Annotated in this window: 21 protein-coding genes; 12 read left to right on the plus strand and 9 right to left on the minus strand. The window is 73.3% G+C overall.

Annotated features, from left to right (window positions below; all coding sequences use genetic code 11):
• Nucleotides 1-46 precede the first annotated feature (46 nt).
• From ACFQ2V_RS07840 to ACFQ2V_RS07860, 5 genes are all read left to right on the plus strand, one after another.
• Complete coding sequence (locus tag ACFQ2V_RS07840; protein ID WP_386052115.1) at nt 47-580, plus strand: hypothetical protein; 534 nt, start codon at nt 47-49, stop codon at nt 578-580.
• Between the two features lie 2 nt (nt 581-582).
• Nucleotides 583-1,179 carry a histidine phosphatase family protein gene (locus ACFQ2V_RS07845; RefSeq protein WP_386052116.1) on the plus strand — a complete coding sequence of 199 codons (597 nt, stop codon included), beginning with the start codon at nt 583-585 and terminating at the stop codon, nt 1,177-1,179.
• On the plus strand, nt 1,172-2,737 hold the full coding sequence (gene mptB, locus ACFQ2V_RS07850) for a polyprenol phosphomannose-dependent alpha 1,6 mannosyltransferase MptB (RefSeq protein ID WP_386052117.1): 1,566 nt from the start codon (nt 1,172-1,174) through the stop codon (nt 2,735-2,737). Before ACFQ2V_RS07845 ends, mptB begins: the two co-directional genes overlap by 8 nt.
• Nucleotides 2,738-2,804: 67 nt before the next feature.
• Nucleotides 2,805-3,341 (plus strand): hypothetical protein, encoded by a 537-nt coding sequence (locus ACFQ2V_RS07855; RefSeq protein WP_386052118.1) that lies wholly within the window; start codon nt 2,805-2,807, stop codon nt 3,339-3,341.
• Between the two features lie 108 nt (nt 3,342-3,449).
• A complete protein-coding gene (locus ACFQ2V_RS07860; RefSeq protein WP_386052119.1) occupies nt 3,450-4,664 on the plus strand; it encodes a pyridoxal phosphate-dependent aminotransferase in 1,215 nt (404 codons plus the stop codon).
• A 3-nt stretch (nt 4,665-4,667) separates the two neighbouring features.
• On the opposite strand, the gene ACFQ2V_RS07865 is transcribed toward ACFQ2V_RS07860, so the two are convergent.
• On the minus strand, nt 4,668-4,958 hold the full coding sequence (locus tag ACFQ2V_RS07865) for a hypothetical protein (protein WP_386052120.1): 291 nt from the start codon (nt 4,956-4,958) through the stop codon (nt 4,668-4,670).
• 15 nt (nt 4,959-4,973) lie between these two features.
• On the opposite strand from ACFQ2V_RS07865, the gene ACFQ2V_RS07870 reads away from it, so the two are divergent.
• The 3 genes from ACFQ2V_RS07870 to ACFQ2V_RS07880 are packed head-to-tail and all read left to right on the plus strand — an operon-like array spanning nt 4,974 to nt 6,974.
• Nucleotides 4,974-5,453: a hypothetical protein gene (locus tag ACFQ2V_RS07870; RefSeq protein WP_386052121.1), complete on the plus strand. Its 480-nt coding sequence runs from the start codon at nt 4,974-4,976 to the stop codon at nt 5,451-5,453.
• Nucleotides 5,454-5,509: 56 nt separating this feature from the next.
• Nucleotides 5,510-6,520 (plus strand): LLM class flavin-dependent oxidoreductase, encoded by a 1,011-nt coding sequence (locus ACFQ2V_RS07875; RefSeq protein ID WP_386052122.1) that lies wholly within the window; start codon nt 5,510-5,512, stop codon nt 6,518-6,520.
• A gap of 34 nt (nt 6,521-6,554) precedes the next feature.
• Nucleotides 6,555-6,974 carry an OsmC family protein gene (locus tag ACFQ2V_RS07880; protein ID WP_386052123.1) on the plus strand — a complete coding sequence of 140 codons (420 nt, stop codon included), beginning with the start codon at nt 6,555-6,557 and terminating at the stop codon, nt 6,972-6,974.
• Nucleotides 6,975-7,028: 54 nt separating this feature from the next.
• On the opposite strand, the gene ACFQ2V_RS07885 is transcribed toward ACFQ2V_RS07880, so the two are convergent.
• The 3 genes from ACFQ2V_RS07885 to ACFQ2V_RS07895 form a co-directional block, all read right to left on the minus strand.
• Entirely contained in the window at nt 7,029-8,429 is a 1,401-nt protein-coding gene (locus tag ACFQ2V_RS07885) for a L,D-transpeptidase family protein (RefSeq protein ID WP_386052124.1), read from the minus strand.
• A 145-nt stretch (nt 8,430-8,574) separates the two neighbouring features.
• Entirely contained in the window at nt 8,575-9,420 is an 846-nt protein-coding gene (locus ACFQ2V_RS07890) for a thioesterase family protein (protein WP_386052125.1), read from the minus strand.
• 9 nt (nt 9,421-9,429) lie between these two features.
• Entirely contained in the window at nt 9,430-10,170 is a 741-nt protein-coding gene (locus tag ACFQ2V_RS07895; protein ID WP_386052126.1) for a TetR/AcrR family transcriptional regulator, read from the minus strand.
• A 91-nt stretch (nt 10,171-10,261) separates the two neighbouring features.
• On the opposite strand from ACFQ2V_RS07895, the gene ACFQ2V_RS07900 reads away from it, so the two are divergent.
• The gene (locus tag ACFQ2V_RS07900) at nt 10,262-11,038 is read left to right on the plus strand and encodes an NAD-dependent deacylase (protein WP_386052127.1); all 777 of its coding nucleotides are present in this window, start codon (nt 10,262-10,264) and stop codon (nt 11,036-11,038) included.
• Here the strand turns inward: ACFQ2V_RS07900 and ACFQ2V_RS07905 are convergent.
• The gene (locus ACFQ2V_RS07905) at nt 11,035-12,390 is read right to left on the minus strand and encodes an aspartate aminotransferase family protein (RefSeq protein ID WP_386052128.1); all 1,356 of its coding nucleotides are present in this window, start codon (nt 12,388-12,390) and stop codon (nt 11,035-11,037) included. The genes ACFQ2V_RS07900 and ACFQ2V_RS07905 overlap by 4 nt on opposite strands.
• Before the next feature lie 150 nt (nt 12,391-12,540).
• Between ACFQ2V_RS07905 and ACFQ2V_RS07910 the strand changes: the two genes are divergently transcribed.
• Entirely contained in the window at nt 12,541-13,947 is a 1,407-nt protein-coding gene (locus ACFQ2V_RS07910) for an NAD(P)/FAD-dependent oxidoreductase (protein WP_386052129.1), read from the plus strand.
• Nucleotides 13,948-13,950: 3 nt separating this feature from the next.
• On the opposite strand, the gene ACFQ2V_RS07915 is transcribed toward ACFQ2V_RS07910, so the two are convergent.
• The 4 genes from ACFQ2V_RS07915 to ACFQ2V_RS07930 form a co-directional block, all read right to left on the minus strand.
• Nucleotides 13,951-14,763, minus strand: coding sequence for a 2-phosphosulfolactate phosphatase (locus ACFQ2V_RS07915; protein ID WP_386052130.1), 813 nt, complete (start codon nt 14,761-14,763; stop codon nt 13,951-13,953).
• A 20-nt stretch (nt 14,764-14,783) separates the two neighbouring features.
• Nucleotides 14,784-15,440 (minus strand): CAP domain-containing protein, encoded by a 657-nt coding sequence (locus tag ACFQ2V_RS07920; protein ID WP_386052131.1) that lies wholly within the window; start codon nt 15,438-15,440, stop codon nt 14,784-14,786.
• Nucleotides 15,441-15,523: 83 nt separating this feature from the next.
• The gene (locus ACFQ2V_RS07925; protein WP_386052132.1) at nt 15,524-16,243 is read right to left on the minus strand and encodes a DsbA family oxidoreductase; all 720 of its coding nucleotides are present in this window, start codon (nt 16,241-16,243) and stop codon (nt 15,524-15,526) included.
• A gap of 11 nt (nt 16,244-16,254) precedes the next feature.
• On the minus strand, nt 16,255-17,115 hold the full coding sequence (locus ACFQ2V_RS07930) for an alpha/beta fold hydrolase (protein ID WP_386052133.1): 861 nt from the start codon (nt 17,113-17,115) through the stop codon (nt 16,255-16,257).
• Between the two features lie 110 nt (nt 17,116-17,225).
• On the opposite strand from ACFQ2V_RS07930, the gene ACFQ2V_RS07935 reads away from it, so the two are divergent.
• A complete protein-coding gene (locus tag ACFQ2V_RS07935; RefSeq protein WP_386052134.1) occupies nt 17,226-18,929 on the plus strand; it encodes an alpha/beta hydrolase in 1,704 nt (567 codons plus the stop codon).
• A complete protein-coding gene (locus ACFQ2V_RS07940; protein WP_386052135.1) occupies nt 18,926-19,573 on the plus strand; it encodes a hypothetical protein in 648 nt (215 codons plus the stop codon). Before ACFQ2V_RS07935 ends, ACFQ2V_RS07940 begins: the two co-directional genes overlap by 4 nt.
• Nucleotides 19,574-19,640: the final 67 nt, after the last annotated feature.

The following is a 19,640-nucleotide window of genomic DNA, read 5'->3' on the forward strand; positions in this document are numbered from 1 at the left end:
GGGCACAATGGGCGGCGCACACCTCGCGACAGGAAAGGGGCCACCCGTGCCCATGCCAGGCCGAACCCGGGCGCTCGCCGTCACCCGCGCCCCTCGTCCCACTGCGCGCGCGGCCCGCGCCCTGGCGCTCGGACTGGCCCTCCCGACCCTCGCGACGCTCGCTGGCTGCGGCCAGCCGACCCCCGCGTCGCCCGACGACTCCGTCGCGCCGACCGTCAGCGTCGCCGTGCAGCCGACGATCACGGCCGAGACCCCCGACGACGACGCCGCCGACCCGTCCGCGGAGCCGACCGACGGCGGACTCTTCGACGCCTCGTCGAGCCTCAGCGGCGCGACCTGCGAGCCGACCGGCGACTCGTGGAGCTTCACCGGAACGCTGACGAACTCCGACACCGAGGAGCACACGTTCACGGTGGCCGCCTTCATCGTCAAGGTCTCCGACGGCTCCGACGTCGCCAGCAAGGAGCTCGACGTCAAGCTCGCCCCGGGCGCGAGCGCCCCGGTCGCGATCCGCAACTTCCACACGGGCCCCAAGACCGGTGTCGAGTGCCTCAACGGCGTCACGGTCAAGGGCCTCTGACGGTGCGCCTCTTCCTCGTGCGCCACGGGCAGACCCACGCCAACGTCGCACGGCAGCTCGACACGGCCGTGCCCGGCCTCGACCTCACCGACGAGGGCCGCGAGCAGGCGCGGGCCCTCGCCGACCGCCTCGGTGGCGAGGACCTCGGCGCGATCTACACCTCCGATCTCGTGCGCACCCAGCAGACGGCCGCACCCCTGGCCGAGCTGCTCGGGCTCGAGATGGTCGTGCTGCCCGGGCTGCGCGAGATCCAGGCCGGCGACTGGGAGATGACGACGGACTGGCAGCCGTACGTCGACGCCGTCGTCCGCTGGCGCGACGACCCGCAGCACATGATCCCCGGCGGTGACAGCGGCGCCGGCTTCATGAGCCGCTACGACGCGGCGATCGCCCGCATCGCCTCCGACGGCCACGAGTCCGCCGTCGCCGTCAGCCACGGTGCGGCGATGCGGGTGTGGTGCAGCGCCTCGCTCGGCCTGCCCGCCGACTTCTTCGAGGAACGCCGTCTCGACAACACGCACGTGGTCACCATGGAGGGCGACCCCGCCACCGGCTGGAGCCTGCTCGCATGGGGCGACGAGCCGGTCACCCATGGCTGAGCCCGCGTCCGGCACCGGTCGGGCGTCCCGGGTCGACCGCGGCCCGACCCCCGGCGTCTGGCGCTGGGTCGGCTGTGCCGGAGCCGTCGCGCTGGCGGCTGCCTCGTGGGGCGCCGGGGCACTGCCCCGACCCAACACGGGCATCCTCTGGCCCGGCATCGCGTGGTCGACGCCCAAGGGCGGTTCCCCGCTGCTCGCGTCCGTCTGCGTGCTAGCCCTGCTCGCGCTGGTGGTCGCCTGGTGGAAGCTGCGGTCGGCGCCGGTGCCGGTGCGCTGGTGGTGGGTCACCGTCGTTCTGTGGTTCGCCCCGCTCCTCCTCGCCATGCCGCTCTACAGCCGCGACCTCTACTCGTATGCGGCCCAGGGCCTGCTCTGGGACCAGGGGCTGAACCCGTACGAGCACTCCGTCCGCGAGCTCGACTCGCCGTGGCGGGCCTCCACCGCACCCACGTGGCTCGACAGCCCGACGCCCTACGGCCCGGTGTGGCTGCTGCTCGCCCGGGCCGTCGCCTCCGTGTCGGGCGAGCTGTGGGTCGCGCTCCTGCTGCTCCGGCTGCTCGCGGTCGCCGGAGTCGTCGTGCTCGCGTGGGCCGTCCCCGACGTCGCGCGGCGCCTGGGCTGGTCGCCGGTGCGCGCGACGTGGCTCGGGGTGGCCACGCCGCTCGTCGGCGCCCACTTCGTCGGGGGTGCGCACAACGACGCGCTCATGGTCGCCGCCGTGCTGGGCGGTCTGGCGCTCGCTCTGAGGGGCCGGTTCGTCATCGCCTGCGTCGTCATCGCGCTCGGAGCCATGGTCAAGGTGACGGCGGTCATCGCCCTGCCGTTCGTGGCGATCCTGTGGGCCCACCACGTCGCGACGGCACGCACACCCGAACCGCGCGAGACGGCATACCGTTGGGGTGGGGTCGTCCGGGCGGGAGTCCTGACACTGCTCTGCGCGGGCGTGCCGATGGCGCTCGGCGGCGCCGTCACCGGGCTCGGGTTCGCGTGGCTCAACCCGACGTCGACGCCGGGCAGGAACGAGCAGTGGACGTCGTTGCCCACCGCGTCCGGCATCGCGGTGGGGGCTGTCGGGCACCTGTTCGGCCACGACGAGTGGCGTGACACGGGCATCACCGTCGCCCGCGCCGTCGCGCTCGTCGTGCTCGCGCTGCTGCTCGTCGTCGTCTGGCTCGCCGCCCTCAAGCCCGCCCACGGCGCCGACCCGGAGGCCCGGCTCCGGCCCGTGCGCGGCATCGCCTGGGCGATGCTCGCCGTCGTCGTGCTCGCCCCGGTCTTCCTCGGCTGGTACTACCTCTGGATGCTCCCGGTCTTCGCCGTGTCGCTCGGCGACCTCTGGGCCGACCGGCTCGAGCGGCCCCTGGCCGTCGTGGCGACCGCCGCCTGCTTCGCGACCCTCCCCGAGGGCTACAGCCTCGGCCTCACGACGACCGTCGTCGGGGTGCCGTTCGCGCTCGTCGTCGCGGTGCTGCTCGTCCGCCGTGGGCTGCGCACCGCGCGCCGGGCCGACTGGCGCCACCTGCTCGACCTGAACCGCCCGCTGCTGCCACGGCCCTGAGTCACGGAACGGCGACAGGTTGACGGCGGTCCTTCCGGCCCGCCACCGCGTGTCCCACACTGTCCCGGTGAGCGACTTCGGCTTCGTCGACGAGGCCCGGCCCGACCGCGCGAGACCCGCGCGGGCGAGCCCGGCCGGCCGTCCGTCGCCGCCCCCGACCCGGCGCGTCGCCAGCCCCTTCGCGGTCGCGTTCGTCGTCGTCCTCGTCGGGCTGCTCGGCTTCATCGCGTGGGCGTGGTCGGGGCGACTGCACACCGACGACGTCGCGGCCTGGAGGGCCGTGGCGGGGGAGGTCGAGGTGCTCGACCGCAGCCTGACCCCGCTGGGGCACAGTGAGATCGCGCCGTGCCGCGACTCCACCGACGGCCGCGTCACCCGCACCTACCCACCGTCGACGGGACCCCAGGCGGCCGAGCTCGTCGGCTTCCTGACGCAGAAGGGATGGAACCAGGTCGCGGCCACGCCGCCCGCCTACGCGCGGCTCACCCGCACCTTCGTCGGGCACGAGGTCAGCGTGGAGGTGGCCGCCAGGGACGGGGCCTCGCTCGTCGACTCCCTCACGGCCTCCAGCCCCGCCTCGGCCTTCGGCTGCCTGCTGCACTGACGCCGCCGGGCGACCCACGGGCGCCGTGAGACGGACGTCACCGAAGCGGCGGGCCACATGCTGGGAATTGCGCGGTCGGCGGCATACGGGAGTGCGACGCTTGTCCTCATGCGCAAGGTGACCCAGAGCAAGAAGCTGCAGAACGTCTGCTACGAGATCCGGGGTCCCGTGCTCGCCGAGGCCAAGCGGCTCGAGGAGGAGGGCCACCGCATCCTCAAGCTCAACATTGGCAACCCGGCCCCGTTCGGTTTCGAGGCGCCCGAGGACATCCTCGTCGACGTCATCCAGGAGCTGCCGACGGCGCAGGGATACAGCGACAGCAAGGGCATCCTCTCGGCTCGGCGCGCGGTCAAGCAGCACTACGAGGTCCGCGAGTTCCCGCCGCTCAACGTCGAGGACATCTACCTCGGCAACGGCGTCAGCGAGCTCATCGTCATGGCGATGCAGGGCCTGCTCGACAACGGCGACGAGGTGCTCATCCCCGCGCCCGACTACCCCCTGTGGACCGCTGCGGCGAGCCTCGCCGGCGGCACGCCGGTGCACTACGTCTGCGACGAGCAGGCCGACTGGGCCCCCGACATCGACGACATCCGCAGCAAGGTCACCGACCGCACGCGAGCCATCGTCGTGATCAACCCGAACAACCCGACCGGCGCCGTCTACCCGCGCGAGGTGCTCGAGGGCATCGCGCAGGTCGCCCGTGAGCACGAGCTGATCGTCATGGCCGACGAGATCTACGACAAGATCCTCTACGACGGCGCCACGCACACCTCGATGGCGGCGCTCGCCCCCGACCTGCTGTGCCTGACGTTCAACGGCCTCTCGAAGGCCTACCGCGTCGCCGGCTTCCGCTCCGGGTGGCTCGCCATCACCGGGCCGAAGGAGCACGCGCGCAACTACCTCGAGGGCCTCGACATCCTCGCGAACATGCGGCTGTGCGCCAACGTGCCCGCGCAGCACGCGATCCAGGTCGCGCTCGGCGGCTACCAGTCGATCAACGAGCTGATCCTGCCCGGCGGGCGCCTCCTCGAGCAGCGCAACGTCGCCTGGGAGATGCTCAACCAGATCCGGGGTGTCTCGGTGACCAAGCCGCAGGGGGCCCTCTACCTCTTCCCCCGCCTGGACCCCAAGGTCCACGACATCCAGGACGACGAGCGTTTCGCCCTCGACCTGCTGCGCGACCAGAAGATGCTCGTCGTGCAGGGCACCGGCTTCAACTGGGCGACGCCCGACCACTTCCGGCTCGTCTTCCTGCCGCGCGTGGAGGACCTCGAGGACGCCGTCGGCCGCCTCGAGAAGTTCCTCTCGACGTACTCGCAGTAGGGCTCAGCGGGAGGTGGCCCACCACTTGAACAGCAGGCCGATGGCCACGGCCCAGACGACGGTGAACGCGACCGCGACCGCGGCCGCGAGGATGGCCGGCCGTCTGCCGTTCGGCTCGCGCCGCGCGAGGCTCAGGCCCGCGAGCGCCAGCCCGAGCAGCTGCGGCAGGAAGACGAAGCCGAACACGGCGCCCGACAGCGAGACGAGCAGGGCGCCCCGGGCCAGGGGCGCCTCGGATGCTGCGGCGGCGAGCTGCGCCGACGCGGCATCGCGGGGACGATCGGTCTCGCTCACGCGTTCAGCCTAACGATGGATCCACTGACCAGAGCCGATGCGCCGCGCCCGTATGCCGTCGGGTGGCCTCGCCGGCGCACGTCCGCTCCCGCACCTCGCACGTCGGCCATCGTGGGGCTGGCCACCGCGGTGCTCGTCGTCACCTCGCTCGCTGCGTGCGGGGGGTCCGACCCGACGATCGCCGACGTCCCGTCCGACGTCGCGAGCGCCCGGCCCTCCATCACCGCGGAGGAGGCGCAGTTCGTCATCGCGGCGGAGAAGCTCGGAGCGGCGGTCACCGGAGCGAGTGTCGCCGACGACATCGAGACCGGCACGACGACGTGCTGGGCCTTGCGCAACGGCGGCGTGCAGCTGCGCGAGATCGCGGTCGACGACGACTCGAAGCCGCTCGGCAGCACCGGTGAGGCGCTGCGCACGAAGCAGCTGATGGCCGCGGGCGTGCAGGCCTTCTGCCCCGACTACGACGACCAGGTCGACCAGCTGAAGCTTCCCTGAGCCGGCGGGTGGGGGGCCCAGGAATAGCCCGACCCCGCGGTCCGGTTGGCACCCACGTGAGTCCTGCCAGAGCCCAGCTGAACATCCTCGACCTCGTGCCCGTCGTCGACGGCGGCACCGCGACCGACGCGATCGCCTCGACCGTCGACATCGCGAGGCACGCCGAGAAGTGGGGCTACCAGCGCTACTGGATGGCCGAGCACCACAACATGCGGGGTGTGGCCTCCAGCTCGACGGCCGTCCTCATCGGGCACGTCGCCGACCACACCGAGACCATCCGGGTCGGCGCCGGCGGCATCATGCTTCCCAACCACGCGCCGTACGTCGTCGCCGAGCAGTTCGGCACGCTCGCGACGATCCACCCCGGGCGCATCGACCTGGGCCTGGGCCGGGCCCCGGGCACCGACCCGTTCACGACCCGCGCCCTGCGCCGGAACGAGGCCGCAGCGATGAACTTCGCGGGCGAGGTCGAGGAGCTCATCGGCTATCTCGGCGACCCCGACCCGGACGCGAAGGTGCGAGCGATCCCCGGCGAGGGAACGCGGGTGCCGATCTGGATCCTGGGGTCGAGCCACGGCGGCGCGCAGGTCGCGGCCGCCCTCGGCCTCCCGTACTCCTTCGCCTCGCACTTCGCACCGGCCGCGCTGATGAGCGCCCTCGAGGTCTACCGGACGCGGTTCGTGCCCTCCACCCAGCCGGGCGGGCTCGACGCCCCACGCACCATGGCCGGCGTCAACGTCATGGTCGCCGACACCACCGACGAGGCCGAGCGGCTCTTCACGAGCGTGCTCCAGCGCTTCCACGGGATCGTCACCGGGCGGCGGACGGCCCTGCCCGAGCCGAGCGGCGACATCGCGGGGCTCATGGCCCAGTGGTCGCCGGCCGAGCGTCAGGCCGTCTCGGACATGACACGCGTGTCGCTCGTGGGCACCGCCGACGAGGTACGCGACGGGCTCGCCGGGTTCGTCGAGGCCACCGGCGTCGACGAGGTCATCGTCACGTGCGGCGCCCACGACCACGAGGCCCGGCTGCGCTCCTACGAGCTGCTCGCCGACGCGTGGCTCTGACCGTCCGCTCCCGACATTCTGGAAGGCTGCACCCATGAGCTCCGACGACCTGCGCCAGATCACCCTCACCCGCGACAGCCAGGGCCGCTACACCGCCCGCAACCGCCGTGGCGGGTCCATCACGACGAGCTCCGGCACCGACGAGCTCTCGCCGGTCGAGCTGCTCCTCGCCGGCATCGCCGCGTGCACCGCGGTCGACGTCGACACGGTGACGTCGCGCCGCGCCGAGCCGGACAGCTTCGAGGTCGTCGTCACGGCCGACAAGGTCAAGGACGAGCACGGCAACCACCTGCAGGACATCAACGTCAGCTTCCGGGTGCGCTTCCCCGAGGGCGAGGCCGGCGACACGGCCCGCGAGATGCTGCCCAAGCTCGTCAAGCGCTCGCACGACGAGTGGTGCACCGTGAGCCGCACCATCGAGCTCGGCACGACCGTCACCGCCACGGTCGACTGACCCGATCGAGAGAGCACTCCGTCACGACGGAATGATCTCTCGGCTGCTCTGGGCTCAGTGGTGGACGACGACCTTGTCGCCGACGCGCACCTTGAAGAAGAGCGACTTGACCAGGGCGTGGTCGCCGATGTTGACGCACCCGTGGCTCGCACTGGCGTAGCCGAGCCGCGCGAAGTTCGACGAGTAGTGCACGGCCTGGCCGCCGGAGAAGAACATCGAGTAGGGCATCGGCGTGAAGTAGAGGTTCGAGATGACGTACTCGTACATGCGCTGGACGCGGAAGGTGCCCTCGCGGGTCTCGAGGCCGGGACGCCCGAAGCGGGCCCACATGACCATGAGCGGCTTGCCGTCCACGACCCAGGTCAGGGTGCGCGTGGCCTTGTCGACGCACATCACCCGGCCGGTGCGGCAGCGGCTGTCGAGCGCGGCGAGCCTCGGCATCACCGGCGCGAGCCCGGCGCTGTAGCGGTGCTGGTCGAAGGTGCCCGGCGTGTAGGTCAGCGCGACGAGGCGCGACCACGTGCGCTGGTCGATGACGCCCGACTGCGGCAGGTTGCGCTGCTGCTGGAAGGCGAGCACCTCCCGGTCGAGTGCCGACCAGTAGACGCCTGTGATGCCGTAGGCCCACCTGCCGACGGCTCGCAGCCGCAGCTGGACCTCCTTGAGCTGGCCCGTGGAGGCGGTGCGGCCGATCGCGAGAGGGCTGGCGGTCGCCGCCTCGAGGCGGTCCCACGTGCGCTGGTCGACGACACCGCTCTGCGGGAGGTTCTGGGCGAGCTGGAAGGCCAGGACCGCGCGGTCGACGGCTGACCAGTAGACGCCGGTGACGGCGTACGCGAACCGGCCGTTGAGCTTGAGCCGCACCTGGAGGTCCTTGACGCGCAGGGCCGTGGCGGTGCGCGGCAGCGCGACCGGGCTGCTCGTGCGGGCGCGGAGGAGGTCCCACGTCGCCTGGTCGACGACACCGCTCTCGGCCAGGCCCTGGGCGCGCTGGAACCCGAGCACCGCGCGGTCGACGGCCGACCAGTAGACGCCGGTGATGGCGTACGGGAACTGCCCGACGAGCTTGAGGCGGACCTGGAGGTCCTTGACCGTGGCGACGGGTGCGGTGCGGGGGATGACGGCGGTGGGCGCCGCCGCGGCGGAGAAGGTGCCGGCCGGTGCGGGCCTTGCCGTCGTGCGGGCGGGGGCTGTTGCCGGCGCTGTGGCAGGGGCGGTGCTGGCGGGAGGCGCCGGGCTGGCGGTGGCAGTCGTCGCCCCGGTGGGCGTCGAGGTGTCGGTGCCGCTCGCAGGGCCGGTCGTCGCGCTGCTCGCGCTGGTGGTGGTCGTCGGTGCCGGCGTGCCGGTGGTGTCGTCCGCGCGCGCGGCCGGAGCGGCCACGGTGAGGGCGACCACCGCGAGGGCGGCGGCGACGGCGTTGGTGGTGCGCTTGCTGTCCATGCGGATCGTCCTCATGGTGTCCCCTGGTCCTTGACCGCGCTGCGGTGTGTGAGTCGGCGCGATCGCGCCCTTCATTGTGGCAGGGACATGCCCGTTTTGCGCGGTGTGCCTCCACCTCTCGGACGCGGCAGGCGTCCGGAAGGATGTCGTCGGGTGGCGATCAGCTGCCAGGGAGGCGTCGGACGGTGAGGACCTGCTCGGCGCGGCCGACGGGGCCGCGCTCGTCGTGCAGCGTGGTCGACGTGAGCCCGAGGCCGGTGGGCCCCATCGTCACGCGGGTGTCGAAGCCGACCCAGCCCCGCACCGGCTCGCGGAAGAGGTGGACGCTGAGGTCGACGTTGGGGAACATCCACTCGCGCGGGGAGACGCGCACCGCGATGCCGTTCGCCGTGTCGGCCAGACGCACGAGATCGGCTGTGGGAGAGCAGGTCTCGCAGTCTACAAGCGGGTGGAGCGCCCGGATCCAGGCGACCGTGCGACCCGGGCGCCGGTCGGGCGCGACCCGGAACTCGAGTCCCTCGATGTAGCCGCCGTCCCACGTGTCGGTGCCCGACCAGGGCTGCAGCCCGTCGGGGCCGGGGACCGCCTCGAGCTCGACGCCGGCGACCGGCTCGGAGTCGTGGGCCGCGAGCCGCCACGCGTGGGCGCGCACCACGGCGCGGTCGTCGACGAGCATCGTCGCCTCGACGAGCTCGATGGTGCGGCCGGGTCGGGTCGTGCGCACCTCCACGCGGCTCGGCCGGGCAGGGATCATGCCGAGGATGTCGAAGGAGATGCGCGCCAGCTGCATGCCCTCGCGCGGCTCGTGGAGGTCGATCTCGTGGGCGAGGATGCCGCTGACCGGCGCCATGTGCTGCTCGTCGTCGCGCCAGGCGCCCTGCACGTGGACGGTCGGCGCGTAGAGCCCCGGTCCGAGGCGGCGGTAGAAGGCTGCGGTGTCGCGGTCGAGCGCGCGCGGGGTGGCGGCGTCGCCCGTCCCGTCGCTGCGGATGGTGTCCCTGGTCACCCGGCCACCCTAGGCAATCTTGCCGGAGCCCTCGCCGCCGCCGTCGGAGAGGCCGAGCCCCAGGTCGACCATGCGCACCAGCCTGGGCGCGAGCTCGTCGACGGCACCGGGCGGCAGGTCGCGCAGCGGGCCCTCGAGGGCGAGCATCGCCATGCCGTGGACGGCCGACCAGGCCAGCAGCTCGGCCCCCGGGCGCTGGTCCTGCGCCATCACCCCGGCCTCGACCATGGCGTCGAGGGCCTCCGACAACAGCTGGAACGGAGTGAGCCCGCAGGCCCCGGCCGCATCCGCCGAGGCGGCCCGGCTGAGGTCGACGGGCACAGCGAACGCCGTGCGGAAGAGGCCCGGCTCGTCCATGGCGAACCGCAGGTAGCCGACGCCGACGGCACGGAAGCGGGCCCGGGCCCGGGGTCCACGCTCGAGCGCCCGCGGCACGGCATCCATGGTGGCGCTGATGACGTCGGCCGCGCGGGCCTGGGCCCGCGAGACGACGTCGCCGAGCAGGGCGTCGCGGTCGGCGAAGTGGCGGTAGGCGGCGTTGGCCGAGACCCCCACGCGGCGTGTCGCCTCGCGGAGCACGACCTTGTCGGGGCCGCCCTCGCGGGCCAGGTCGGTGCCGGCGTCGAGCAGCGCCCGGCGCAGGTCGCCGTGGTGGTAGGTCGCCCGCGGCTGCACGTCGTCCCGGGAACCCCCGGGCTCGAGGGCCTCGTCGAGGGCCCCGTCGCGGTCGGAGGCGGCGGACGTGCTCACAGGCCCATCATGCTCCGGGTGGACCAGCGCCCGTCAGGACCGTCAGAACCCGAAACACCCCGGCTGCGGACAGACGTGCGAGCCTGTCCGCATGCGGGTTCCCGAAGCAGCCCTCGAGGCGGCGCTCGACGCGCGACGCGTCGTCGTCGTCACCGGCGCGGGCATGTCGGCCGAGAGCGGGGTGCCCACGTTCCGCGACGCCCAGACCGGCCTGTGGGAGCGGTATGCCGCCGAGGACCTCGCGACGCCCGAGGCCTGGGACCGCGACCCTGCCTTCGTGTGGGCCTGGTACCTCTCACGGTTCGGCGCCGTCGCGCACGTGGAGCCGAACGCGGGACACCGTGCGGTCGCCCGGTGGGCCGCACTCGCTGACGTCCGGGTCGTCACCCAGAACGTCGACGACCTGCACGAGCGGGCCGGCAGCCGTGACGTCGTGCACCTCCACGGGTCGCTCGCGAGCTTCCGCTGCGCACGGTGCGAGACGGCATACGCGGGGACGGTCGACGTGCCCGACACGGAGGTCGACCGCGTCGACCCACCCACCTGCCCGCGGTGCGGCGGGCGGGTGCGCCCGGGTGTCGTGTGGTTCGGGGAGCTGCTGCCGCTGGACGCGTGGGAGCAGGCCGTCGCCCTCGTGGAGGCCGCAGACCTCGTGCTCGTGGTCGGCACGTCGGGCATCGTGCACCCCGCCGCCGGTCTCCCCGCAGTCGCCCGGCGTGCCGGCGCGGCCGTCGTCGAGGTCAACCCGCTCGAGACCGACGTCTCCGACGTGGCGCACGTGGTGTGGCGCGAGTCGGCCGCCATGGCCCTGCCGGCACTGGTGGACTCCCTCGCGCCGGCACTGGAGCGCCGTCGAGGGCAGGCCTAGGCGAAGAGCTCCTTGAGGCAGGCGCCGAACATCTCGGTGTGGGCGTCGACGTCGGCGGCCGTCGTGGCGGGGCTCATCAGGGCCATGTTGTGGAACGGCGTGAGCAGGATGCCGCGGTTGAGCGCATGGAGATGGAGGTACTGCTGCAGCTCGAAGTCGTCGGCGTCGTGCGCGTCCTGCCCGTCCCGTGACGGGCGGCCCGAGAAGTTGTACTCGGCCCGGGCCCCGAGCCGCGTGACGTGCCAGTCGGCCCCGACCGCGTCGATGCCGGCCTGCACGCCGTCGGCCCACGCGTCGGCGAGCGGCACCATCCACTCGAAGGCCTCGGCGGTCATGACCTGCTCGAGCGTCGCCTTCATCGCCGCCATCGAGAGTCCGTTGCCGGCGAGAGTGCCGCCGATGCCGCCCACGTCGATCTCCTCGAGCTCGACGGAGGTCGCGATGCGGTCGGCGATCTGCTGGCTGAATCCGAAGGTGCCGCAGGGGATCCCGCCACCGATCGACTTGCCGATGACGAGCATGTCGGGCTGCAGACCGTGGGCGCCGGTGTAGCCGCCCGGCCCCGCGCAGATGGTGTGGGTCTCGTCGTTGACGAGCAGCGCGCCGTACCGTGTGGCCAGCTCGCGCACGCCCTCGTTGTAGCCGGGGTCGGGCAGGACGATGCCGATGTTCGTGAGGGCCGGCTCGACGAGGATCGCGGCGACGTCGCCGTGGGCGAGGGCCTGCTCGAGCGCGGCGAGGTCGTTGAACTCGACGACGCGTGTCGTCTCGGAGGTGGGCACGGGCGCCCCGATGTTGCCGGGCCGGTTCGTCGTCGCGCCGCCCGGGCCGAGTGTGGCGAAGGCCTCGTCGACCGACCCGTGGTAGCACCAGTTGTGCACGACGACCTTGCTGCGGCCGGTGAGGTGGCGGGCGTAGCGGATCGCGTGGCGGTTGGCGTCGGTGGCCGTGAGCGTGAACTGCCAGTAGGGGAGGCCGAACCGCTCTGCCAGCCCGCTCGAGACCGCGATCGCGTCCTCCGTGGGCAGCATCGTGGTGATGCCGCGCGCGAGCTGGTGCGTCACCGCCTCGACGGTCGGCGCCGGGGAGTGGCCCATCATCGCGCCGGTGTCGCCGAGGCAGAGGTCGACATGGTCGATCCCGTCGACGCACGTGAAGTGGGCGCCGGCCGCCCCGGCGACGAAGACGGGGAAGTCCCCGGGCCACTTGACCATCCAGCTCATCGGCACGCCGCCCGGCATGTGCGCGGCGGCCTGCTCGGCCAGGGCGCGCGAGCGCGGTCGGGCCTCCAGGAAGGCCTGCCGCTCTCGGGCGTGCAGCCCGGCGAGGCGGGCTCGGTCCACGGTGCTCATGTGCGCATCCTGCCCGTGCCGGCGCCGCGACGGAAGGCCCGACACCCGCAAGCACACCTGCGGAATCCGTAGGTGTTGGAAGGGGATTCAAGTGAAAATGATGAGCCGCGGAGGCCTTGCGAGGGTGCCCCGAGATGGCATGATCCCGCCATGCCTCCCGCCTTGCCGCCCTCCAGGACCACGAGCGGCTACCGGGGACTCAGCCTCTGGCACGACACGATCGACGACATCGAGCCCCGCGCGTCACTGGGCGCCGACACCGAGGTCGACGTCGCGATCGTGGGGGCCGGCTACACCGGGCTCTGGACGGCGTACCACCTCGTGGCGACCGACCCGACGATCCGCGTCGCCGTCATCGAGAAGGAGGTCGCCGGCTTCGGCGCCTCGGGACGCAACGGCGGCTGGTGCTCCGCCCTTTTCCCGACCTCGCTCAAGCGGATGGCCGCGGAACGCGGTCGCGACGCCGCGGTGCGGATGCAGCGCCGCCTCCACCAGACGGTCGCCGACATCGGCGCGGTCACCGACGCCGAGGGCATCGACTGCCACTTCGACCAGGGCGGCTACCTGTCCGTGGCTCGCAACCCCGCGCAGCTCGAGCGGATCCGCGAGGAGGCCGCCGACCACCGCGCCTGGGGCTTCGGCGAGGAGGACCACCGGCTGCTCGACGCGCACGAGGTGACCGCCGTCGCCTCGGTCGCCGACGCCCTCGGTGGCTCGTTCACGCCGCACTGCGCCGCGATCCACCCGGCTCGGCTCGTCCGTGGGCTCGCCGACGCCGTCGAGCGACGGGGTGTCGTCATCCACGAACGCACCAGTGCCGTCGACGTCCGCAGCCGTCGGGTCGTGACGCCCCACGGCACGGTGCGCGCCGAGCACGTCGTCCTCGCCACCGAGGGCTACACCCCGACGGTCGCGGGCCGCCGCCGTGCGATCGCCCCCATCTACTCCCTCATGACGGCGACGGAGCCACTGCCCGACGAGGTGTGGGCGCAGATCGGCCTCGAGGGCCGCGCCACCTTCGCCGACAACCGGCACCTGACGATCTACGGGCAGCGCACCCGCGACGGCCGCATCGCCTTCGGCGGAAGGGGCGCGCCGTACCACTACGCCTCCAAGGTCTCGCCCCTCTACGACCGCGACGAACGCGTCCACGCGAGCCTGCGGCGGATCCTCGTCGAGCTCTTCCCGGTGCTCGACGGCGTCACCTTCACCCACTCCTGGGGCGGCAACCTCGGCGTCCCCCGTGACTGGTTCCCGTCGGTGCGCCACGACCGCCACACCGGCCTCGCCTTCGCGGGCGGCTACGTCGGCGACGGTGTCGCGACCTCCGCGCTCGCGGGGCGCACCCTCGCCGCCATGATCAGTGGCGACGACCCCGAGGAGCTCTCGACTCTCCCGTGGGCCGGGCGGACGTCGCGCGACTGGGAGCCCGAGCCGCTGCGCTGGATCGGGGTCAACGCCGTGACCGCCCTCATGACGTCGGCGGACTGGTCGGAGCGCCGCACGGGTCGGCCGTCGCGCGCCGCGTCGGCCTTCTGGACGGCGATCGGGCAGTAGGCGTCAGCGGCCGTATGCCGTGAAGGCGCCGTCTGCGAGCACCGGCACCACCTGCGACGTGTCGAGCTCGCCGGCGACGGCGACGTCGTCGGGCCAGCCCTGCTCGACGAGCTCGCGTCCGCTGGCGCACGCCTCGAGGGCCTCGTCGACGCGGTGCTCGACGGTGAGCCAGGCGGTGCCTGCCGCCTCGGCCTCGGGGCTGAGCAGCAGGGGCCCGGCTCGGTGCTCGAGCAGCCCGGCCAGGGCGGCGACGACCGAGCCCGCGCCCCAGAGGTCCTCGACCGCGGGCCGCAGCGAGGCGTCGGGCCAGCGCTCGCCGGCCGGCACCACGACGACGGCCGGCGCGGTCGCAGCCCCGACCGTCGAGTCGAGCCAGTCGACGAGCCACGCTGCCACCGCCGAGCGGTTGCGCAGCGAGGCCGCCACGACCTGGGCGCCGGCCCCGGCGAGGCGCGCGGCGATCGTCGAGCCGTTCGGGGAGGGCAGCACGAGGTCGCGCAGGGGGCCGGCGGCCCGGATCGACGACGACGAGAGGCTCACCCCGCCCCCCGCGCGGGACCGACTGCGGGGCACCGCGAGAGTCGCGCCGCGCTCCGCCGCGAAGGTCGTCGCCGAGTCGTCCTTCCAGGGGTAGGGGTGAACCGTGGTTCCGGCGTCGACGGCGACCGACACGCACGTGGTGAAGCTCAGCACGTCGACGACGACGGCACACACCGGCGACCCGGCCGCGACGGCATACGCGGTGAGCGCCCCGGCGGCCGTGGGGCCCCAGTCGAGCCGCACGACGTGCTGGTCCTGCGAGTGCCACGGCTGCATGGCAACCAACCTAGAGGGCCTCAGGCGCCGAAGGCCTGCGTCCAGTACGTGCCGTAGCGGCCGCCCGTGGCGTAGCCGACGCCGATGTCGCGGTAGGCGCAGTTCAGGATGTTCGCCCGGTGTGCGGCGCTGCCCATCCAGGCCTGCATGACCGCCATGGCGCTGACCTGGCCGGCCGCGATGTTCTCGGCGAGGGCACCCCCGGCCCAGCCCGCGGCCCGGATGCGCTGCGCGAAGGTGCGACCGTCGGGGCTCGTGTGCGAGAAGTAGGAGCGCGCGGCCATGTCGGCGCTGTGGTCCTGGGCCGCCCGAGCCAGCAGGGCGTGGGTCGCGACCGGCGCGCAGCCGGCGCGGGCGCGCTCCGCGTTGACGAGCGAGACGACCTGCTCGGCCACGGCCTCGCGGACCCGCGTGGGCAGCTGTCCGGTGGGTGGCGACACCGACGACGTGGCGGGCGTCGGCGACGTGAGCGGGCCGGGCGCCGGCGCGCTCAGCTCGCCGATGGTGCTCGTGGGCGTGCTCGTGGGCGACGGTCCCGGCCCGGCATGTCCCAGGCGCAGGTCACCTGCCGAGCGGAGGATCACGACACCGGCCAGCACGAGCAGCGCGGAGGCCGTCAGCGTCAGGATGACGGCGCGCCGTGACCCCGGATCCGCGGGGTCGGTGTGCCTGCCCATGAGCGCCTTTCGTCGACCGGCGAGCGGTACCTTACGCGTCCGGAGGGCGCGCGGGCGCGTTGGAGGACGACGGGGTGTCGGGGTCAGGCCCCGCAGACGCCTCCGCACCCGCCGGCGCCGCAGCCTCCGCCGCACCCACCGCCGGCGGCCACCGGCTCGGGCACCTCGTGCCGGGTCGCCCAGGCCGTCTCCAGGGCCTGGCTGAAGACCTCGACGGGCTGCGCGCCGGAGACGCCGTACTTGCGGTCGAGCACGAAGAACGGCACCGACTCGATGCCGAGCATCTTCGCGGTGGCCTCGTCGCTGCGCACGTGGTTGCCGAAGTCGTCGGAGTCGAGCATGTCCCGCACGGCGTCGGCCTCGAGGCCGATGTCGGTGGCGAGCCGGACGAGGGTCTCGCGGTCGCCGACAGCCAGGCCATCGGTGAAGTAGGCGCGCATGAGGCGCTCGTGGGCGGCATCGGCCAGGCCGTGCTCGGCGGCGAGGTGCACGACGCGGTGCGCGTCGAAGGTGTTGCCGTAGCGGGCCTGCTCCCAGTTGAACTGGAGCCCGAGCTCGGTGGCTGCGGCAGCCATCGACCGGTGCTGCGCCACGGCCTGCTCGCGGGTGGTGCCGTACTTGGCGGCGACGAGGTCGACCAGCGGGACGTCCGACACGGGCTCGGCGCCGCGGTCCAGCTCGAAGCTGTGCCACTGCACGTCGAGCTCGTCGGCGTGCTCGAACTGCGCGATGGCGGCCTCCAGGCGCCGCTTGCCGAGGTAGCAGAACGGGCACACGATGTCGGACCAGATGTCGATCTTCACGGACGTGAAACCTACCCGCGCACCCCGGTGTTCCCCGCATCACGCGTGACGCGGCGCACGATGGCCGAGGCGACCTGCTCGTCCCGGGTCTCGGGCAGCCAGTGCCCGGCGTCGAGCTCGACGAACTCGTAGTCGCCCGTCACGTGCTCGCGGGTCAGCTCCGCGGCCGTGCGCCCGAGGAACGGGTCGCGGCTGCCCCACACGTAGGTCGTGGGCACCTCGACCCGGTGCGCCCGCACGTGCGAACGACGGGCGGCGCGGTACCAGTTGATCGGCCCGGCGAGCGCGTCGTGGTGGGCCAGCCGTGCGGCATACCTGCCGCGGTCCTCGGCGGGCAGCCCCGAGCGCGCCATGAGCGACTCGAAGCGGGCGGACACCGCCCGCTCGGGCAGGCGCGGCACCTGGAAGGCGGCCATGTACCAGGACTTGCGCTTCTGCTCGACGCCCCGGCGCCACGCCCGGCCCATGGCGGCGGGGTGCGGCGTCGACAGCACGGTGAGCGAGGCGATGCGGTGCGGGTGGTTCGCCGCGACCAGCCAGGCGACGGCGCCGCCCCAGTCGTGCCCGACGAGGTGCACGCGCTCCCGGCCGGACGCGTCGACGAGAGCGAGCACGTCGGCCACGAGCTCCTCGAGACGGTAGGCCCCCACCTCTGCCGGCCGCGCACCCGGCGAGTAGCCGCGCTGGTCGGGTGCGAGGGTGCGCAGGCCGCTCTCGTTCAGGCGGCCGGCGACGCGGTCCCAGCTCGAGCGGTCGGTCGGGAAGCCGTGCAGCAGCACCACGACCTCACCCTCGACTGGCCCGGTGTCGGTCACCTCGAACGTGAGGCCGTGTCGGGTGAACGTCGTGGTCCGCTCGTCGGGGTGGCGCATGCTCCCATCCTGCAGGCACCTGCCGCCGGCCGGGACGGCCGCCTGCCCGGGTGTTCCCGTAGGGGGCAATCCGGAGGCGGACTCCCCATGCACCCACCTACTGTTGAGTCATGTCCCAGGGGTCCGGTCCGCGCTCACCCGGGCGCGTCGGCCGCCCGTGGTGGCACCTGTCGCGCACCGGCCTGTTCTTCGGCGCCGCGTACTTCCTGACGTCGATGTCGCCGAGCCTGCTGCCGCGCACCTGGTACTACCAGGGCCTCATCAGCGGGCTCTGCGCCGTCGCCGGCTACGCCCTCGGCGCCACCGTGTCGTGGCTGGTGCGCACCGTCGCACGGCTGATCGACCTGCGGGTCACGGTCAGCGGCGAGGCCCGGCACTGGCTGCTGGTCGCCGCTCCCGTCTTCACCGCCGTCGCCGTGCTCGGCCTCACCGTCGCCAACGTGCGTGCCCAGGCCCGCACCGCGGCGGTCGTCGGGCTGGCGCCCCTCGACCCCGGCGACTGGGCCCTCGCGCTGGCTCTCGCCACCGTCATCGCCGTCGTGTTCATCGCCATCGCGCGGGGTCTGCGCAGCGCGACGCACCACCTCGCCGAGGCCGCCGGACACGTGCTGCCCGGGGCGCTCGCGAGCGTCATCGCCGTCGTCGTCGTCGCGCTGGCGACGGCCTGGGTGACCGACAGCGTGCTGCTCCACCGCGGCATGCAGGCCTTCGCCGGCATTGCCGCACAGGTGAACTCGAGCCCGCCGAGCGGTCGCTCCGCGCCGACGTCGCCGCTGCTGTCGGGCAGCTTCGGTTCCTTCGAGCGCTACGACACGCTCGGCTACCAGGGCCAGATGTTCGTCACGAGCGCGCCGACGGCAGCGCAGATCTCGCGCGCGACCGGGCGCGGGGCCATCGACCCGATCCGTGTCTACGCGGGGCGCACCGGCGACCGCAGCGTGGCCGACGTCGCCGACGCCGTCGTGGCCGAGCTGAAGCGCACCAACGCCTTCCACCGCCGGGTCCTGGCCGTGTTCACGACGACGGGCACCGGCTGGGTCGACGACTGGTCGGCGCAGGCGGTCGAGTACCTCGCCAACGGTGACAGCGCCATCGCCGCGATGCAGTACTCCTACCTGCCGAGCGCGATGTCGATCATGACCGACCGCGACACCCCCCGCGAGGCGGGCAAGGCGCTCTTCGACAAGGTGTATGCCGTCTGGCGGGCGCTTCCCGAGGACGACCGTGCACAGCTGGTCGTCGGCGGCGAGTCGCTGGGCGCGTACGGTGGCCAGGCCGCCTTCGCCGATGCCGACGACATGATGGCCCGGGCCCAGGGCGGGGTGTGGGTGGGCACCCCGAGCTTCACGGGCATCGTCACGTCGCTGACGACGCGGCGCACCGAGGGCTCGCCCGAGATCCTCCCGGTGGTCGACGACGGCCGGCACATCCGCTTCGCCGCGAGCGGCGACCAGCTGACCCACGACTACTACGGCCGCGACTACGGCACGTGGGACTTCCCGCGCTTCGTCTACGCGCAGCACCCTTCCGACCCCGTCGTGTGGTGGAACCCTGCCCTCCTGGGGGCCGAGCCCGACTGGCTGCGTGAGCCGCGCGGGCGCGACGTCAACCCGGACGTCACGTGGATCCCGTTCGTCACCTTCTGGCAGCTGACGACCGACATGGCCGTCGGCCACGACCCACCCGACGGCTACGGTCACCGTTACGGCGCCGAGCTCGTGCCTGCGTGGGGGTCGGTGCTCGGCGGTTCGCCGACCGACGACTACTCGAGGATCGTCGACGGCATCGACGAGACGGTGAACCGGGTCGAATGAGCGTCCACCGCTTCCACGGCCGCATCGCCGGCGTCGGTTCGACCTCCGGGGTGCGCGTGGTCGTCGGGTCGTGGGACCGCACACCCCTCGGGCCGTTCGGCGACGCGATGGTCGAGACGCCTGCCGGGCACCGCCTGCTGCTCGCGCCGACGGCCGAGGTCGCCGCCTTCGTCGAGGCGACGTATGCGTTCGACGAGGTTCGCCTGGAGGCGGTCCACGTGACGCGGACGGCGGAGGGGTGGAAGGTGCGCTCGCCGTCGCTGACCCTCGACCTGTCCGTCGGTGGGCGTATGCCGCTGGGCCGGCTGCTGCGCGTCGTCCCCGCCGCCGTCGCGGCGAGTCCCGCGTGGACCACGATGGTCGACCCGATGGCGCGAGTCGCCCTGCGTGGCGTGCGAACCCGCGGCACGGCCCTCGAGGGGCGGCAGGAGTTCTACGGGGCTACCGACCTGCACCGGGTGGTCGGCATGGCCGGGAGTCTCGAGGGCGCACCGCTGGGCGGGCTCGCACCGGTCGACCCGCCCTGCCGGTTCGGCTTCTCGTCGACCCCACGCACACCGTCCGTCACGACGGTGGTGACGACGGTGGTGACGTCCGAGGCGACGGCCGACCGACCCGCCCGACGACGTGCCAGCCGCGCCTGAGGCACCGCTCGGGGACGCCGGCACACGGCATACGCGGTGTCGCGTACCGCGAGGTGTGCGGGCGGCG

The organism is Terrabacter terrigena (genome assembly GCF_042676085.1).
Taxonomy (GTDB): Bacteria; Actinomycetota; Actinomycetes; order Actinomycetales; family Dermatophilaceae; genus Terrabacter; species Terrabacter terrigena.

What these genes read in the sequence shown, in the direction of transcription:
- mptB (WP_386052117.1), top strand. Translation starts at nt 1,172, where the DNA reads ATGGCTGAGCCCGCGTCCGGCACCGGTCGGGCGTCCCGGGTCGACCGC.
- ACFQ2V_RS07860 (WP_386052119.1), top strand. Translation starts at nt 3,450, where the DNA reads ATGCGCAAGGTGACCCAGAGCAAGAAGCTGCAGAACGTCTGCTACGAG.
- ACFQ2V_RS07870 (WP_386052121.1), top strand. Translation starts at nt 4,974, where the DNA reads ATGGATCCACTGACCAGAGCCGATGCGCCGCGCCCGTATGCCGTCGGG.
- ACFQ2V_RS07880 (WP_386052123.1), top strand. Translation starts at nt 6,555, where the DNA reads ATGAGCTCCGACGACCTGCGCCAGATCACCCTCACCCGCGACAGCCAG.
- ACFQ2V_RS07885 (WP_386052124.1), bottom strand. Translation starts at nt 8,429, where the DNA reads ATGAGGACGATCCGCATGGACAGCAAGCGCACCACCAACGCCGTCGCC.
- ACFQ2V_RS07900 (WP_386052127.1), top strand. Translation starts at nt 10,262, where the DNA reads ATGCGGGTTCCCGAAGCAGCCCTCGAGGCGGCGCTCGACGCGCGACGC.
- ACFQ2V_RS07905 (WP_386052128.1), bottom strand. Translation starts at nt 12,390, where the DNA reads ATGAGCACCGTGGACCGAGCCCGCCTCGCCGGGCTGCACGCCCGAGAG.
- ACFQ2V_RS07910 (WP_386052129.1), top strand. Translation starts at nt 12,541, where the DNA reads ATGCCTCCCGCCTTGCCGCCCTCCAGGACCACGAGCGGCTACCGGGGA.
- ACFQ2V_RS07915 (WP_386052130.1), bottom strand. Translation starts at nt 14,763, where the DNA reads ATGCAGCCGTGGCACTCGCAGGACCAGCACGTCGTGCGGCTCGACTGG.
- ACFQ2V_RS07920 (WP_386052131.1), bottom strand. Translation starts at nt 15,440, where the DNA reads ATGGGCAGGCACACCGACCCCGCGGATCCGGGGTCACGGCGCGCCGTC.
- ACFQ2V_RS07930 (WP_386052133.1), bottom strand. Translation starts at nt 17,115, where the DNA reads ATGCGCCACCCCGACGAGCGGACCACGACGTTCACCCGACACGGCCTC.
- ACFQ2V_RS07935 (WP_386052134.1), top strand. Translation starts at nt 17,226, where the DNA reads ATGTCCCAGGGGTCCGGTCCGCGCTCACCCGGGCGCGTCGGCCGCCCG.
- ACFQ2V_RS07940 (WP_386052135.1), top strand. Translation starts at nt 18,926, where the DNA reads ATGAGCGTCCACCGCTTCCACGGCCGCATCGCCGGCGTCGGTTCGACC.